Genomic DNA, 14,438 nt, shown 5'->3' with positions numbered 1-14,438 from the left:
CGGGCACATGCGCCAGGTCGGTTCTACTCAGAGCCGCCTGGGAAGGCGACCGTGATCGGCGTCGTGCCCAGAGCGCGGGTCCATCGTGCCGCCCTGACCGCGCAATCCGTCAGCGCGCCCACCGCGAACGCGCGCTCCTTCTCGTCGGTGGCCTGTTCCACGACGGCCCGCCACGCGACCGCGGAGTCTTCTTCCATTCGCACCGCGAGATTGGCCGCGTCGGTGGGGTTGTCCACCTCGATCGGCAACTCGTACCCTGCCGCGGGCAGCGGGGCGTCCACGGAACGCGCCTGCAGCATCGCCAACGCCTCCTCGCGCTGTCGGCGGTGCGCGGCCATCGACGACGACACGAGGTAGTTCAGGTCGGGAACGGAATGAGCCGACACGATGCCGTAGCCGTAGATCGACGCCTGCGCCGTCGCGATCGCGTCGAACAGCGCGGCGTCGGCGGCGTTCTGCGGCCGCGCCGGGCTGGTCGGTTCGGCGGCCCTCGACGACGTCGTCGTCGAGGGTGTCGGTTCGGGGGACGTCATTGCGTGCTCCCCGGCGGAACCAATGCCACCGTGTAGGCCGCGGTGCATGCCGCGGCGATCGAGCCCAGCAGGCCGGCTCGGTAACCCGACATCTTGGTCGCCAGCGCGGTCGCGCTGGACGCGGACTGCGTCAGCGCGGAGATGACGTCCTTCACCATCGGGGCCGTGGACGGCGCCGCCGTCGTGCTGGTCGGGGTGGCGGTGGGCGCATCCGTCCCGCGCATCCTGACCAGTTCGTCGGTCAGCGCCTGAGCGTGCGCCGCTCGCTCGGACGCGACGGCGTTCAAGGCCTCGACGATGTCGCCCCGCGCGGCGGCCGCCGCGTCGGTGGCCAATTGGCTGTCGCTGCGGGCCCGTTCGAGTTGGGCGGCCAGCTCGCCGACCTCGGGAGGCGGTTCCGACGAACCGCACGCGGCCGCCGACGCGCCGAGCAATGCCAAGGCCGCCGTACCGATCAGCACTCGCCGCCTGCTGACGGTCGGGTTCGGGCTCGGCACGTGCAACATCTTGCCATTGCAGCGACCGCCGACGCCCACCGCGCTTTTGCCGGTTGCCGCGGCGGCGCTGGCGTATCGTTGAAAGGCGGTTTCAGTGTCCAAGTGCCAGGACACGCCGAACCTGTGTCCGAACAATTCAAGATGAGGAGCTCGCCGTGACGGAGCGGTCTGCGGGATTACCTTCGCAGCAGCAGGTCATCGAGCTGCTTGGTGGTGAATTCGCGCGCGCAGGCTACGACATCGAAGACGTCATTATTGACGCCGCAGCGCGTCCGCCCCGCATCACGGTGGTGGCCGATAGCGACGACGGTCTGAATCTGGATTCGGCCGCCGCACTGTCACGATCCGCATCCGAACTGTTGGACCGTGTCGACGGCGACGCGACGCCATACGTCCTCGAGGTCACGTCGCCGGGAGTGGACCGCCCGCTGACCACCGAGAAGCACTTCCGTCGCGCGCGCGGCCGCAAGGTCGAGCTGACGCTGTCCGATGGCGCCGAATTGACTGGCAGATTAGGTGAAACCAGCGATGGCACCGTGCGATTGGTGGTACGTAAAGGGCGTGGTGCCGATCTGTCGGTCCGTGAGCTATCGATGGAGGACATCGCCAAAGCGGTTGTGCAGGTTGAGTTTTCACCTCCGAACAAGCATGAGTTGGAGCTGACCGGTCAAGCTGGGAAGGGGGGCCCGCGGTGAACATCGACATGGCGGCATTGCACGCCATTGAGGCTGACAAAGGGATTTCGGTCGACGTCGTTGTCGAAACCATCAAGTCGGCGCTGCTGACGGCGTACCGCCACACCGAGGGGCACGAGGCGGACGCGCGCATCGAGATCGACCGCAAGACGGGCGTCGTGCAGGTGCTCGCGCGAGAAACCGACGAGGACGGCAACGTCATCTCCGAATGGGACGACACGCCAGAGGGTTTCGGCCGCATCGCGGCGACCACCGCGCGTCAGGTGATCCTGCAGCGGTTGCGCGATGCCGAGAACGAGAAGAACTACGGCGAGTTCTCGGCCCGCGAGGGTGACATCGTCGCCGGTGTCATACAGCGCGATGCCCGAGCCAATGCGCGCGGCCTCGTCGTCGTGCGCATGGGCAGTGAGACCAAGGGATCCGAAGGCGTCATCCCGTCGGCTGAACAGGTGCCGGGGGAGCGCTACGAACACGGCGACCGCCTGCGTTGCTACGTCGTCGGCGTCACCCGCGGCGCACGCGAACCGTTGATCACGCTGTCGCGCACCCACCCCAACCTGGTGCGCAAGCTGTTCTCGCTGGAGGTCCCCGAGATCGCCGAAGGGTCGGTCGAGATCGTGGCGGTCGCCCGCGAGGCCGGCCACCGGTCCAAGATCGCGGTGACGTCGCGGGTGCCGGGGCTCAACGCCAAGGGCGCCTGCATCGGTCCCATGGGCCAGCGGGTACGCAACGTGATGAGCGAGTTGTCCGGCGAGAAGATCGACATCATCGACTTCGACCCCGACCCGGCGAAGTTCGTGGCCAACGCGCTCTCACCGGCCAAGGTCGTGTCGGTGAGCGTCATCGACGAGGCCGCTCGCGCCGCTCGCGTCGTCGTGCCGGATTTTCAGCTGTCGCTCGCGATCGGCAAGGAAGGGCAAAACGCCCGGCTCGCTGCCCGGCTGACGGGGTGGCGTATCGACATCCGCAGCGATGCAGAGGCCGTACCGGCTGGATGACCCGCTGTTGGTGCCGCGACCGATCGGCACGGACGGCCATTTAGGTGCATCGACCAGGTATGGCTAGACTGAACCGTGATCCAGCGCGAGACTCCGGCTTCGCCGCATAGACGACCAGAAGGACCGGTCCGTACGTGCGTCGGCTGCCGGAAGCGAGAGCTGGCCGTCGAACTGCTTCGTGTAGTGGCTGCGGACGGCGGGAATGGCGAATGTGCCGTGACCGTTGACACCGCCAGAAAGCTGCCGGGGCGGGGTGCCTGGTTGCATCCCGATCCGGAGTGTCTAGACGTAGCAATCCGACGGCGAGCATTCGTCCGAGCGTTACGGATCACCGGTTCACCGGACACCACCGCGGTGCAAGAGCACTTGAGCGCAGTTCGAGGCGCTGAAGTGGCCGCGCACCAAGGCGACAGGACAGGTAGCGAAGAACATGAGCACACCGTGAAGTCTCGATGACCATGCGTCATAGCTAACCCGAGGCGCGGCGCCGACCACCGCTGCCGCCTCCTAGACAGGAGTTGTAGTGGCAGGTAAGGCCCGTGTACACGAGTTGGCAAAAGAGCTCGGTGTCACCAGTAAAGAAGTTCTCGCCCGCCTGAGCGATCAGGGCGAATTCGTCAAATCCGCGTCCTCCACGGTGGAGGCCCCCGTTGCGCGCCGGTTGCGCGAATCCTTCGGCGGCGGCAAACCCGCCGCGGAGAAGGCCCCGGCAAGTGGCAATGGTTCGCCGGCCAGCGCACCGGCCAAGCCCGCCGCGACGACCGCGAAGCCCGGCGCTCCCAAGCCGGCGGCGCCTGCGCCCCCGCCCGCAGCACCCGAGGAGCCTGCGGCACCCCCGGCAGCCGCCGCGACGCCGCAACCCGCGGCCCCACCGGCCGCACCCCCGGCTCAGCCTGGACCGACCCCGGGTGCGACGCCCGGTCCGCGGCCAGGCCCGGCGCCCAAGCCCGCCGCGCGGGCACCGCGCGTCGGCAACAATCCTTTCTCTTCCCAGACGCCTGTCGAGCGGCCGGCTCCGCGTCCGCAGGCGCCCCGTCCGGGTGCCCCGCGGCCAGGAGCTCCTCGCCCGGGCATGTCGCCGGGCAACATGCCTCCGCGTCCGGCCGGACCCCGGCCCGGTGTCGGCGCCGGCGGCGGTCGCCCCGGCGGCCCCCGTCCCGGTCCAGGTGGCCGTGGTCCAGGTGGCGGCAGCGGCGGTGGTCGTCCAGGCGGTCCCGGCGGCGGTGGCGGCGGCGGTAATTACCGTGGCGGTGGCGCCGGCGGTGGTGGCGCCGCAGGCGGAGCGGCTGCTGGAGGTTTCCGGGGTCGTCCCGGTGGTGGCGGTCGTCCCGGCCAGCGCGGTGGCGCTGCGGGTGCGTTCGGCCGCCCCGGCGGTGCGCCCAAGCGTGGACGCAAGTCGAAGCGGGCGAAGCGCGCCGAATACGAGAACATGCAGGCACCCGTCGTCGGTGGCGTGCGGTTGCCGCACGGCAATGGGGAGGTCATCCGGCTGGCCCGCGGCGCATCGCTGGTGGACTTCGCCGAGAAGATCGATGCCAACCCAGCAGCCCTGGTGCAGGCACTGTTCAATCTCGGCGAGATGGTGACCGCCACCCAGTCCGTCGGTGACGAGACCCTCGAACTGCTCGGCGGCGAGATGAACTACGTCGTGCAGGTCGTGTCCCCGGAGGACGAGGACCGCGAACTGCTGGAGTCTTTTGACCTGTCCTACGGAGAAGACGCAGGGGACGAGTCCGCCTTGGAGGTCCGGCCGCCGGTCGTCACCGTCATGGGTCACGTCGACCACGGCAAGACCCGACTGCTCGACACCATCCGTAACGCCAGTGTGCGTGAGGGCGAGGCCGGCGGCATCACCCAGCACATCGGCGCCTACCAGGTTGCCGTCGAACACGACGGCAGCGAACGGCCGATCACCTTCATCGACACCCCGGGCCACGAGGCGTTCACCGCCATGCGTGCGCGCGGAGCGAAGGCCACCGACATCGCGATCCTGGTGGTCGCGGCCGATGACGGCGTCATGCCGCAGACGGTGGAGGCCATCAACCACGCACAGGCGGCCGACGTGCCGATTGTGGTGGCGGTCAACAAGATCGACAAAGAGGGGGCCGACCCGTCCAAGATCCGGGCCCAGCTCACCGAGTACAACCTGGTCGCTGAGGACTTCGGTGGCGACACGATGTTCGTCGACATCTCGGCCAAGCAGGGCACCAACATCCAGGCGCTGCTCGAGGCGGTGCTACTGACCGCAGATGCCGCACTCGACCTTCGAGCCAACCCCGATATGGAAGCCCAAGGTGTGGCCATCGAGGCGCACCTGGACCGCGGTCGCGGACCGGTTGCCACTGTGCTCATCCAGCGCGGCACGTTGCGCGTCGGTGACTCGATCGTGGCCGGCGACGCGTATGGCCGCGTCCGGCGCATGGTCGACGAACACGGCGAGGATGTCGAAGAGGCGCTGCCGTCACGCCCGGTGCAGGTTGTCGGGTTCACGTCGGTGCCCGGCGCCGGTGACAACCTGCTCGTCGTCGACGAGGACCGCATCGCCCGGCAGATCGCCGACCGGCGCAGCGCGCGCAAGCGCAACGCGCTGGCCGCGCGCACGCGTAAGCGGATCAGCCTGGACGATCTCGATGCAGCGTTGAAGGAGACGTCGCAGCTCAACTTGATCCTCAAGGGCGACAACTCCGGCACCGTCGAGGCGCTGGAAGAGGCCCTGCTCGGTATCGAGATCGACGACGAGGTCGAGCTGCGGGTCATCGACCGCGGCGTCGGTGGTGTCACCGAGACCAACGTCAACCTGGCGTCGGCCTCGGATGCGATCATCATCGGCTTCAACGTCCGTGCCGAGGGCAAGGCCACCGAGCTGGCCAACCGCGAGGGCGTCGACATCCGGTACTACTCGGTGATCTACCAGGCCATCGACGAGATCCAGAGTGCGCTCAAGGGCATGCTCAAACCGGTCTACGAGGAGAAGGAGCTCGGCCGCGCCGAGATCCGCGCGATCTTCCGTTCGTCGAAGGTCGGCAACATCGCCGGTTGCCTCGTCACCTCCGGTCTCATCCGGCGCAACGCGAAGGCGCGACTGCTTCGCGACAACGTCGTGGTGGCCGAGACCGTCACGATCTCGTCGTTGCGACGGGAGAAGGACGACGTCACCGAGGTGCGCGACGGATACGAGTGTGGTCTGACGCTGACGTACTCCGACATCAAGGAGGGCGACGTGATCGAGGCGTACGAGCTCGTCGAGAAGGAACGCACGTGACGAGCCGCTCAGGCCAAGAACAGAGGGTCTGAGTATGCCCGATCCGGCACGGGCACGCCGGCTGGCCAAGCGCATATCCGAGATCGTCGCCACGGCGATCGAGTACGAGATCAAGGATCCGCGACTGGCCGGCGTGACGATCACCGACGCCAAGGTGACGAACGACCTGCACGACGCCACGCTGTACTACACCGTTCTGGGCAGTTCGCTCGACGAGGAGCCGGATTACGCCAGCGCGGAGGCCGGGCTGTCGAAGGCGACGGGTGTCCTGCGCTCGAGGGTGGGAGCGGCGCTTGGCGTGCGCTTCACCCCTACCTTGGCGTTCGCGCGGGACACCGTGCCCGATGCGGCGAACCGGATGGAGGAGCTGCTGGCTCGCGCGCGCGCCGCGGATGAGGATTTGGCGAGAGTTCGTGAAGGCGCTCAGCACGCCGGGGATGCTGACCCGTACCGTGTAGAAGGGGCGCTGGGAACGGAAACATTCACGGGGGACCGAGACGACGAGTTCGACGCTGAGGACACCGGTGACCGCGATCGACAAAGCGACTGACGCACCCGCCATGGGCGACCGGATAGACGCCCGTGGCGCGGCCGACCTGCTGGCCGCGGCGCACAGTGTCAGTGTCGTGTGCCACGTGTATCCCGACGCGGATACGTTGGGCGCCGGTTTGGCTTTGGCGCTGGTGCTCGACAATTCGGGCAAAACCGTTCAGGTCAGCTTCGCCGCACCGGCCGAGCTGCCCGAATCGCTGCAGACGCTGCCCGGCGCACACCTTCTCGTCGAGCCCGACGCGATGCTCCGTGACGCCGATCTGGTGGTGACCGTCGACATCCCCAGCGTCAATCGCCTCGGTGCACTGAGTGAGCTGGCCGACCCCGACCCCGACCGCGAGGTGTTGGTCATCGACCACCACGCCTCCAACCTGATGTTCGGCACCGCCAACTTCGTCGACCCCTCCGCGGACTCCACCACCATGCTGGTGGCCGAACTCCTCGACGCCTGGGGCAAGCCGATCGATCTCGGAGTCGCGCACTGTCTGTACGCCGGGCTCACCACCGACACCGGTTCATTCCGCTGGGCCAGCGCCCGCGCGCACCGCCTGGCCGCCCGGCTCGTCGAGTTGGGCGTCGACAACGCCTCGATCAGTCGGACCCTGCTCGACACGCACCCGTTCGCGTGGCTGCCGATGCTGTCGCGCGTGCTGGCGTCGGCGCAACTGCTGCCTGACGCCGCCGACGGTCGCGGCCTGGTGTATACCGTTGTGGGACACCAGGAATGGGAGAAAGCGCGGCCCGAGGAGGTCGAGAGCATCGTCGACATCGTGCGCACGACCCAACAGGCCGAGGTGGCCGCGGTCTTCAAGGAGATCGAGCCCGGGCACTGGTCGGTGTCGATGCGCTCGAAGTCCTACGACCTGGCGACGCTCGCCAGCACGTTCGGCGGCGGTGGGCATCGACAGGCGGCCGGCTATTCGGCGATCGGGTCCGCCGACGACGTCGTACGGGCGCTCCGCGAGGCCCTCCGCTGACTCTGTCTGCGCGCGCCTCCATCAGCCGGCACATTGACTGAACCGGCCGACGGCCCGGCGGTCCCGACTGGGCCCACGCGTCAGCCGGGGACGACCGGCCGCCGCATCGCCGGACTGGCGCTACCGGCTCTCGGGGTGCTGGCCGCAGAGCCGATGTATCTGCTGTTCGACATCGCCATCGTCGGCCGCCTGGGTGCCTTGCCGCTGGCCGGCCTCGCCATCGGCGGGCTGATCCTGGCGACGCTCAGCTCCCAGATGACGTTCCTGTCCTACGGCACCACCGCGCGCTCGGCGCGGTTCTTCGGCGCAGGCGATCGTCGGGCCGCGGTCGGTGAAGGCCTGCAGGCGACCTGGCTGGCACTGGGTCTGGGCATGGTGATCGTCGTCGTGGTCCAGGTCTGCGCCGTGCCGCTCGTATCAGCGCTGGCTGGGGCGTCGGAGGGCGGCGAGATCGCGGACGAGGCCCTGCCGTGGGTCCGCATCGCGATTTTCGGCGTTCCGGCGATCCTCATCTCGGCGGCGGGCAACGGGTGGATGCGCGGCGTGCAGGACACCGTGCGCCCGCTGCGCTATGTCGTAACGGGGTTCGTGTTGTCGGCCGTGCTGTGCCCACTGCTGGTGTACGGCTGGCTGGGGATGCCGAGGCTCGAACTGGAGGGCTCGGCGTTGGCCAACCTCGTCGGCCAGTGGCTCGCTGCGCTCCTCTTTTTGCGCGCCCTGTACGTCGAGCGGGTGTCCCTGCGGATCGATCCGGCGATCCTGCGGGCACAGGTCGTGCTGGGGCGTGACCTGCTGTTGCGCACCCTGGCCTTCCAGGCGTGCTTCGTCTCCGCGGGCGCTGTCGCCGCCAGGTTCGGCGCCGCCGCGGTCGCGGCGCACCAGGTGGTGCTTCAACTGTGGAATTTCCTCGCCCTGGTGCTGGACTCGCTGGCGATCGCCGCACAGTCGCTGGTCGGTGCCGCGTTGGGCGCGGGTCAGCTGGCGCACGCAAGATCGGTTGCGTGGCGGGTCACGATTTTCTCCACCCTCGCCTCCGCGCTGCTGGCAGGTGTGTTCGCCATCGGCGCCTCGGTGATCCCGAGCATTTTCACCGACGACCGTTCGGTGCTCGACGCGATCGGCGTCCCGTGGTGGTTCATGGTCGCTCAATTGCCGGTCGCCGGAATCGTTTTCGCGCTCGACGGGGTGCTGCTGGGCGCCGGTGACGCCAAATTCATGCGCAATGCCACATTGATCAGTGCGCTGGTCGGGTTCCTGCCGTTGATCTGGCTGTCGCTGGGTTACGGCTGGGGTCTGCTCGGTATCTGGGCCGGGCTGTCGACGTTCATGGTGCTGCGGCTCGTGTTCGTCGGCTGGCGGGCGTTCTCCGGACGCTGGCTGGTGCCGGGCACTGGTTAGGCTGACTGCCATGACACGGCTCGCAATCGCCCTTGCCGCCGGCGCCGCGGCAAGTCTGGTTGCGGTGCCGTCGGCGGCCGCGGAGCCGACCGTCGGCACAGCGGTCTACGTGCAGATCCGCCAGTCGTTCGCCCCGGTGGACGGCGACGACCAGTGCGTCGGCACGTCAGCGCTCGGGCCCGTTCGCCGAGGATCGTCGGTGGTCCTCTCCGAGGGCGGCATTGCGACCGACAGCCCCAAAGTGGCCGTCGGTCAGTTCTTCCGCTCTCGACTCTCCGACGGCGTCTGCGAGGCGCTGTACATCACGAGCGCGCCGACGAGGCCGGCCTTCAACGTCCAGTTCTCCGGCCCCGGCGGTGAGTTGAGTCCGACGTTCGGCCCCACCCCGTCCGAGCCCGTCACGTATCAGCCGGGAATCGAGCAGGTCGTCAAGGTCGACATCGACCTTCCCCCCGGTCCGTGAATTATTCCGCGACGCGCGCGATCACCGACCACCCGTACGGATTCGTGCGTACCTCGATACGATCGAAACCCGCTGTCTTTAAACGGGATTGCAGTGTCACCGGGTCGACCGGGTTGTACGTGTCGCCTTCGTGATGGGCCTCGAGCTCGGCGCTGCCCAGGCTGTCGCTGGCGACCAGCGCCGCGCCTGGCCGGAGGACGCGGGCGACTTCGCCGAACAGCCGGTCCTGCAACTCGATGGTCGGCACGTGATGCAGCATCGTGAAACACGCTGCACCGGTGAACCGGTCGTCCTCGTACGTCAGCGCCGTCGCATCGCCGCGCACGATTTCGACACCGGGCACGTCGGCGAAACGATCCGTCAGCATCGCTGCAAGCTGCTCGTCGATCTCCACCGACGTCAGCTTCGGCACCGACTCGCTGAGCACGTCGGTGGTAGCGCCATAGCCGGGACCGACCTCCAAAACGTCGTCTCCCAAGTCGGTTTCGCCTAACGCCCACGGCAGGATGACCTCGCGAATCATCTGACGCCATTCGTCGCTGCCGCAGCGCTCATGGGCCTCGTTCACCGGACCTGCGCCCTTCCCCGTTCGAATACCGCGGCGCGGTTGGCGGCGATGTCGTCTCCGCTGGCCGAGCGCATCCACGCGATCGCCGAGTCGGCCTCGAGCGCCAGGCCCTCGGCGGTACCGGCATCGTCGATGCGGTGATAGGACGCCAGCAGGGCCCGCACCGCCTTCTGGTTGTTGCCGACGATCGACGCCGCCACCCTGCGCGCGGCGGGCATCAGCTCGTCGTGCGGCACGACCTCGGTGACCAGACCGGCGCGCAGAGCCTCGGTGGCCGAGAGGTAGTCACCGGTCATGCTCATCCGGCGCGCCATTCCGACACCGACCTTCTGCGGTAGCCGCACGGACAAACCCCAGGTCGGAAGCAGCCCGACCCGGGCGTGGGTGTCGGCGAACCGGGCGTTCTCCGAAGCGATGAGGATGTCGCAGTACAGCGCGAGCTCCAATCCGCCCGTCACCGCCGCGCCGTTGATCGCGCCGATCACCGGCTTGGTCATCGCGGGCCACTTCGGCGAGATGTCGGGCAGCTCGGTGGTGTCGCCGAGTTCCTTGAGGTCCAGTCCCGCGCAGAACACCGGGTCGGTGCCGGTGAAGATGACGACGTCGACGTCATCGGCGGTCTCCGCATCCCGCAGCGCTTGGAAGAACTCGGTGCGCAGCGTGTAGGACAGGGCATTGCGCGCCTGCGGGCGGTTCAGCGTCAGCGTCCGCACCCGATCCTGGGTGTTGATCAGCAGGATGTCGGTGTTGTTGGGGTCTGTCATGGCTCGAACCTATCGTGGAGTCATGTGCCGAAACATCACCGAGCTACGCGGACTGGAGCCGGCAGCCACCGCGGAGGAAATCGAAGCGGCCTCACGTCAGTACGTCCGCAAAGTCAGCGGAATCACGCGGCCCTCCGGGGCGAACGTCGAAGCCTTCGAGGAGGCCGTCGCCGAGGTCACCGCGATCACCACCCGGCTGTTGGCCGGGCTGGCGCCACGGCGCCAACCGCCCAAGACGATTCCACCGCTGCGGCGTCCCGAGGTGCGGGCGCGCATCGAGGCCCGAGCCGCCGGCACCGGGTGACTGCGCAGACGCTGACCCAGCCCGCACTCAAGGAGTGGAGCGCGGCGGTGCACGGCCTGCTCGACGGCAGGCAGACGGTGCTGCTACGCAAGGGCGGCATCCACGAGAAGCGGTTCGCGCTCAGCGCATCACGCTTCTTGTTCTTTCCCACGGTCGCCCACAGCCATAGCGAGCGGGTAAGGCCCGAACACCACGACCTGCTCGACGCCGCGGCCGCCGACAGCACCGAGGCCGAGGTCGTCCTGCGGGCCGGCGCCAAAGTTGTCGCCGCCATCGAGGTCGGCCGGCCCGAAAGCCTCGACGAAATTGAGGCGCTGCACATCTGGACCGTCGCATCGGTACGGGCCGATCGGCTGGACTTCCGCCCCAAACACCGTCTCACCGTGCTGGTGGTGCAGGCCAGCCCGTTGCGGGAACCCGTGCGTCTACCGCGCACGCCCGAGTACGCCGGCTGTAAGAGCTGGGTGCCGCTGCCCGTCGATCCGGCCTGGGCACCGCCGGTGCACCCGGCGGACGCGCTCGAGGATGTTGCCGAGCAGGTTCGCCGAGCCGTCGGCTGAGTCACTTTGCTGCAAGTTGCGGACACACACCCATTATTTGAATTGGATATGAGGTACGCGACGTGCGCTTGATTGCTCCCTAAATTGAATGTTGTACAGAATAAACATCGACAAATTCGTCGATTGTCTGGCACAACAGGAATGGATGAGGGAGAAGAAAATGGACATCAAGCCGCGAACTTTCGCAACGCTGTTGGGCGCCGGGGCGGTTGCCGCCGCCATCGCGTCGGCGCCGGGCGCCGCTGGCGCAAGCGTGACGAGTACGCATGATTCCGGCGGTAGCACGACAACGCAGCGCCCCGGCCACGTGTCGATTTATTCGACGCCGCCGGTGGTCTCGCCGCCAAAGGTGTGGGGTTCGCACTCGTCGCCACTTTTTGTTTTGGGTGACTGACCGTACACGAGATGGCGGGCGAAATCGCGCATAGCTGTTCGCCTGCCGTCGTAGTTAGTGTATGCGTTTCCTATGAAATACTTGCATTTCGCGCATTCCGCAATCAGCGGTCGACAATTGTGTTTGCTCAGCGGCCTCAAGGCGCGTCTGGGCCTGCGGGCAGCACGAGCCGGGACACCCCACCCTCGCCGAGGTGCACGGTGTGCGTCGACACCATGAGCTCTCGCGCGCTGACCAGGGGATCGTTGGTTCCGAGATTGCGCACGAACCGCGGATGCGAGCCGCCGGCGACCAGCACCCGGATCCGCGAGCCGGCGCGGAACCGGTGGGCGGTCGCATCCAGCTCGATGCGGACGGTGCCGGGATCACCCGAAGCCGTTGCGCTGCGGCGGTATCCGTCGCTCACGTTGCGGGAGACGCCCTTGGCGTCGACTTCGCTGATGCGGACGAACACGTCGTGGTACGGGTTGTCGCAGGAATGCGTCAACTCGACCACCGGCGTCCCCACGACATACAGATCGGCAGGTAGCCGGTCGCCGGTGAAGCAGAGCACGTCGGGCCGCTCGGCGAGTTTCGCGTCCTTGCGGTAGCCACCCTCGGGTGCGAGCAGGCGGCCGCCGATCGTGGGGGTCGGATCCACCGGGTTGTACGTGAAACGGGTCGGGGATGCGGTGTCGGGCGGCACTGCATCGCCGAGGCGGCCGGTGGGTTGGAGGTAGAGCACTCGCTCGGGCATCGCCGGCGGCCACTCCGGCAGGTCGGTCCAGCCCTTGCCGTTCACCTCGATGCGGACCGGACTGCGCGTTGTTCCTTTGCCACCGACGTGTGCGTCGAACCAGTCCAGCGATTCGCGCGTCACCGTCGCCGCCGCTTTGTACATGACTTGTGTGTGCGTCCACGAGCCGATGGTCGCGGCGACGTCCACCCCGCGCCGTTTCAGCGCGTCGTATTGCGTGAGTGTCTGCTCCAGAAACAGGTCCTGCCAGCCGCCGATCAGCAATACCGGAATATCGTTGCGCTGCAGCGCATCCCACGCGCTCCTGTCGGCCCAGAACGGGTCGTCGGCCTCGGGATGGCTGAGCCATTCCTCCCACCACGTTGCGCCCTTGCCCAACAGCGTCCGGCCGGCATCTCCGGCCGGGAGCCCGCTCGTCGCCCGACTCAACGCACGCCGGGCGCGTAACTGCCGGACCGTCGAACGCAGTTTCGGACCCTCCTGCCGGGCGACCAGGTCGCTCCAGCCGAGGAAGTCGTTCAGTGCGAACGAGCCGGTACCCCAACGCGGTCCGCTGGGATCGTGTAGGCCCACCGTGATGACGGCGGCCTTCATCTCCGGCGGCGGGTCGGCGAGCAAGGCCCACTGGGTGAAGCCGAGATAGGAAAGGCCGATGGTGGCGAACGAACCGGTGAACCACGGCTGGAGCCTCAGCCACGCGACGGTGTCCGCGCCGTCGGCCTTCTCGTGGACCATGGGCACGAAGTCTCCACCGGAGCCGAATGTGCCACGCACGCTTTGGAACACCACGTGGTAACCGCGCGCGGCGTACACGCCGGCGTACATCGAGGAGAACGGGAACCCCCGGCCGTAAGGGCAGCGCACCAGCAGCGTGCCCGCCGGATGGGGAGTCGCGGGCTCGTAGTGGTCGGTGAGCAATTCGACACCGTCGCGCATCGGCACTCGAACGGTGTGCACCGAATATTCGGTCGTCTGCGGAGGCAGGCGAAGCAGTCGGGTCAGGGTCCGGTCGCGGAATGTCCCGAATTTGCCTCGGGACGACGTGGAGGTGGCGTTGTCGGAGACCGCGGTCATCTCACGCACGCTACGCGGGTGGCGCATCGTCGTCCTCGATAGCACTGATCACCTTGGCCATGACCCACCCGATCGCGCGCGTCGCATCGGTCCCGTCGATGCCCCATACCCCCACCAGCCGCTCATAGCTCGGCACGTTCCAGAGCACGTCGAGCAGGGCCGCTGCCATCTGCTGCTGGGCGGCCGACCATGCGGGGGCAGACGCCGACACCGCACGTACGAGCGCTTCGCGCCTCCGGGCGTCGACGCCGACGAACGTCGGATCCTGCGGCGTGTCAACGGATCTCCGTACGGAGAATCGTTGCAAGGACGCGAAGACCCTGGCCGTCACGTCGTCGATGTTGGTCAGGTTGACATCCTCGTAGGAGATGCCCGCCTCGCACTCCAGTCGCTGCATGACCGCGTCGTGCAGATGTCGTTCGGTGGGGAAGTGCCGGTAAACGGTCCGCTCGCCGACGCCCGCGCGTTCGGCCACCGCCTTGAACGTCAGATCTCGCCAGTTCCAGGAGTCGAAGGCGTGCACCAATTCGCTGCCGGCCGCGACGATGCGCTCCCGCGTCTGGGCCGCCTTCTGCTGACGCGCCCGGTTGTCGTAGGTGCGCCGCGCCATTGACGACTCGCTCATAATAGTGACAGTGTACTGTCACCAAATCGACTCCGTGC

At 67.8% G+C, this 14,438-nt stretch carries 16 protein-coding genes; 10 read left to right on the top strand and 6 right to left on the bottom strand.

Annotated elements, in window-relative coordinates; genetic code table 11:
- Positions 1 to 23: 23 nt before the first annotated feature.
- Both G6N36_RS08020 and G6N36_RS08015 read right to left on the bottom strand, forming a co-directional pair.
- On the bottom strand, positions 24 to 533 hold the full coding sequence (locus tag G6N36_RS08020; RefSeq protein WP_163686043.1) for a ferritin-like domain-containing protein: 510 nt from the start codon (positions 531 to 533) through the stop codon (positions 24 to 26).
- Complete coding sequence (locus G6N36_RS08015; protein WP_179964738.1) at positions 530 to 1,039, bottom strand: hypothetical protein; 510 nt, start codon at positions 1,037 to 1,039, stop codon at positions 530 to 532. Before G6N36_RS08015 ends, G6N36_RS08020 begins: the two co-directional genes overlap by 4 nt.
- Before the next feature lie 146 nt (positions 1,040 to 1,185).
- On the opposite strand from G6N36_RS08015, the gene rimP reads away from it, so the two are divergent.
- From rimP to G6N36_RS07975, 8 genes are all read left to right on the top strand, one after another.
- The gene (rimP, locus tag G6N36_RS08010) at positions 1,186 to 1,725 is read left to right on the top strand and encodes a ribosome maturation factor RimP (protein WP_163686041.1); all 540 of its coding nucleotides are present in this window, start codon (positions 1,186 to 1,188) and stop codon (positions 1,723 to 1,725) included.
- Positions 1,722 to 2,723: a transcription termination factor NusA gene (gene nusA, locus G6N36_RS08005; RefSeq protein WP_083127540.1), complete on the top strand. Its 1,002-nt coding sequence runs from the start codon at positions 1,722 to 1,724 to the stop codon at positions 2,721 to 2,723. The genes rimP and nusA overlap by 4 nt, the downstream gene beginning before the upstream one ends.
- Before the next feature lie 75 nt (positions 2,724 to 2,798).
- The gene (locus tag G6N36_RS08000; RefSeq protein ID WP_163686040.1) at positions 2,799 to 3,179 is read left to right on the top strand and encodes a YlxR family protein; all 381 of its coding nucleotides are present in this window, start codon (positions 2,799 to 2,801) and stop codon (positions 3,177 to 3,179) included.
- Positions 3,180 to 3,246: 67 nt separating this feature from the next.
- Entirely contained in the window at positions 3,247 to 5,985 is a 2,739-nt protein-coding gene (gene infB / locus G6N36_RS07995; protein WP_163686039.1) for a translation initiation factor IF-2, read from the top strand.
- A gap of 34 nt (positions 5,986 to 6,019) precedes the next feature.
- Positions 6,020 to 6,535 (top strand): 30S ribosome-binding factor RbfA, encoded by a 516-nt coding sequence (rbfA, locus tag G6N36_RS07990; protein ID WP_163686038.1) that lies wholly within the window; start codon positions 6,020 to 6,022, stop codon positions 6,533 to 6,535.
- Complete coding sequence (locus G6N36_RS07985) at positions 6,510 to 7,514, top strand: DHH family phosphoesterase (protein WP_163686037.1); 1,005 nt, start codon at positions 6,510 to 6,512, stop codon at positions 7,512 to 7,514. The genes rbfA and G6N36_RS07985 overlap by 26 nt, the downstream gene beginning before the upstream one ends.
- 33 nt (positions 7,515 to 7,547) lie before the next feature.
- A complete protein-coding gene (locus G6N36_RS07980) occupies positions 7,548 to 8,912 on the top strand; it encodes an MATE family efflux transporter (protein WP_163686036.1) in 1,365 nt (454 codons plus the stop codon).
- 10 nt (positions 8,913 to 8,922) lie between these two features.
- Positions 8,923 to 9,375 carry a hypothetical protein gene (locus G6N36_RS07975; protein WP_163686035.1) on the top strand — a complete coding sequence of 151 codons (453 nt, stop codon included), beginning with the start codon at positions 8,923 to 8,925 and terminating at the stop codon, positions 9,373 to 9,375.
- Position 9,376: 1 nt separating this feature from the next.
- On the opposite strand, the gene G6N36_RS07970 is transcribed toward G6N36_RS07975, so the two are convergent.
- Both G6N36_RS07970 and G6N36_RS07965 read right to left on the bottom strand, forming a co-directional pair.
- Positions 9,377 to 9,943, bottom strand: a complete 567-nt coding sequence (locus G6N36_RS07970) for a class I SAM-dependent methyltransferase (RefSeq protein WP_163686034.1) — start codon at positions 9,941 to 9,943, stop codon at positions 9,377 to 9,379.
- Positions 9,940 to 10,707 (bottom strand): enoyl-CoA hydratase, encoded by a 768-nt coding sequence (locus G6N36_RS07965; protein WP_163686033.1) that lies wholly within the window; start codon positions 10,705 to 10,707, stop codon positions 9,940 to 9,942. Before G6N36_RS07965 ends, G6N36_RS07970 begins: the two co-directional genes overlap by 4 nt.
- 22 nt (positions 10,708 to 10,729) lie before the next feature.
- On the opposite strand from G6N36_RS07965, the gene G6N36_RS07960 reads away from it, so the two are divergent.
- Together G6N36_RS07960 and G6N36_RS07955 are read left to right on the top strand one after the other, a co-directional pair.
- Positions 10,730 to 11,011, top strand: a complete 282-nt coding sequence (locus G6N36_RS07960; RefSeq protein WP_163686032.1) for a DUF2277 domain-containing protein — start codon at positions 10,730 to 10,732, stop codon at positions 11,009 to 11,011.
- Positions 11,012 to 11,022: 11 nt separating this feature from the next.
- A complete protein-coding gene (locus tag G6N36_RS07955) occupies positions 11,023 to 11,571 on the top strand; it encodes a DUF1802 family protein (protein ID WP_163690539.1) in 549 nt (182 codons plus the stop codon).
- Positions 11,572 to 12,101: 530 nt separating this feature from the next.
- On the opposite strand, the gene G6N36_RS07950 is transcribed toward G6N36_RS07955, so the two are convergent.
- Complete coding sequence (locus G6N36_RS07950; RefSeq protein WP_163686031.1) at positions 12,102 to 13,775, bottom strand: CocE/NonD family hydrolase; 1,674 nt, start codon at positions 13,773 to 13,775, stop codon at positions 12,102 to 12,104.
- 10 nt (positions 13,776 to 13,785) lie between these two features.
- Positions 13,786 to 14,400: a TetR/AcrR family transcriptional regulator gene (locus tag G6N36_RS07945; protein ID WP_163686030.1), complete on the bottom strand. Its 615-nt coding sequence runs from the start codon at positions 14,398 to 14,400 to the stop codon at positions 13,786 to 13,788.
- Positions 14,401 to 14,438 lie beyond the last annotated feature (38 nt).

This window comes from Mycolicibacterium gadium, from assembly GCF_010728925.1.
Classification (GTDB): Bacteria; Actinomycetota; Actinomycetes; order Mycobacteriales; family Mycobacteriaceae; genus Mycobacterium; species Mycobacterium gadium.
Note: the sequence above shows the minus strand (reverse complement) of the source record. Positions and strands in the feature narration are given on the sequence as shown.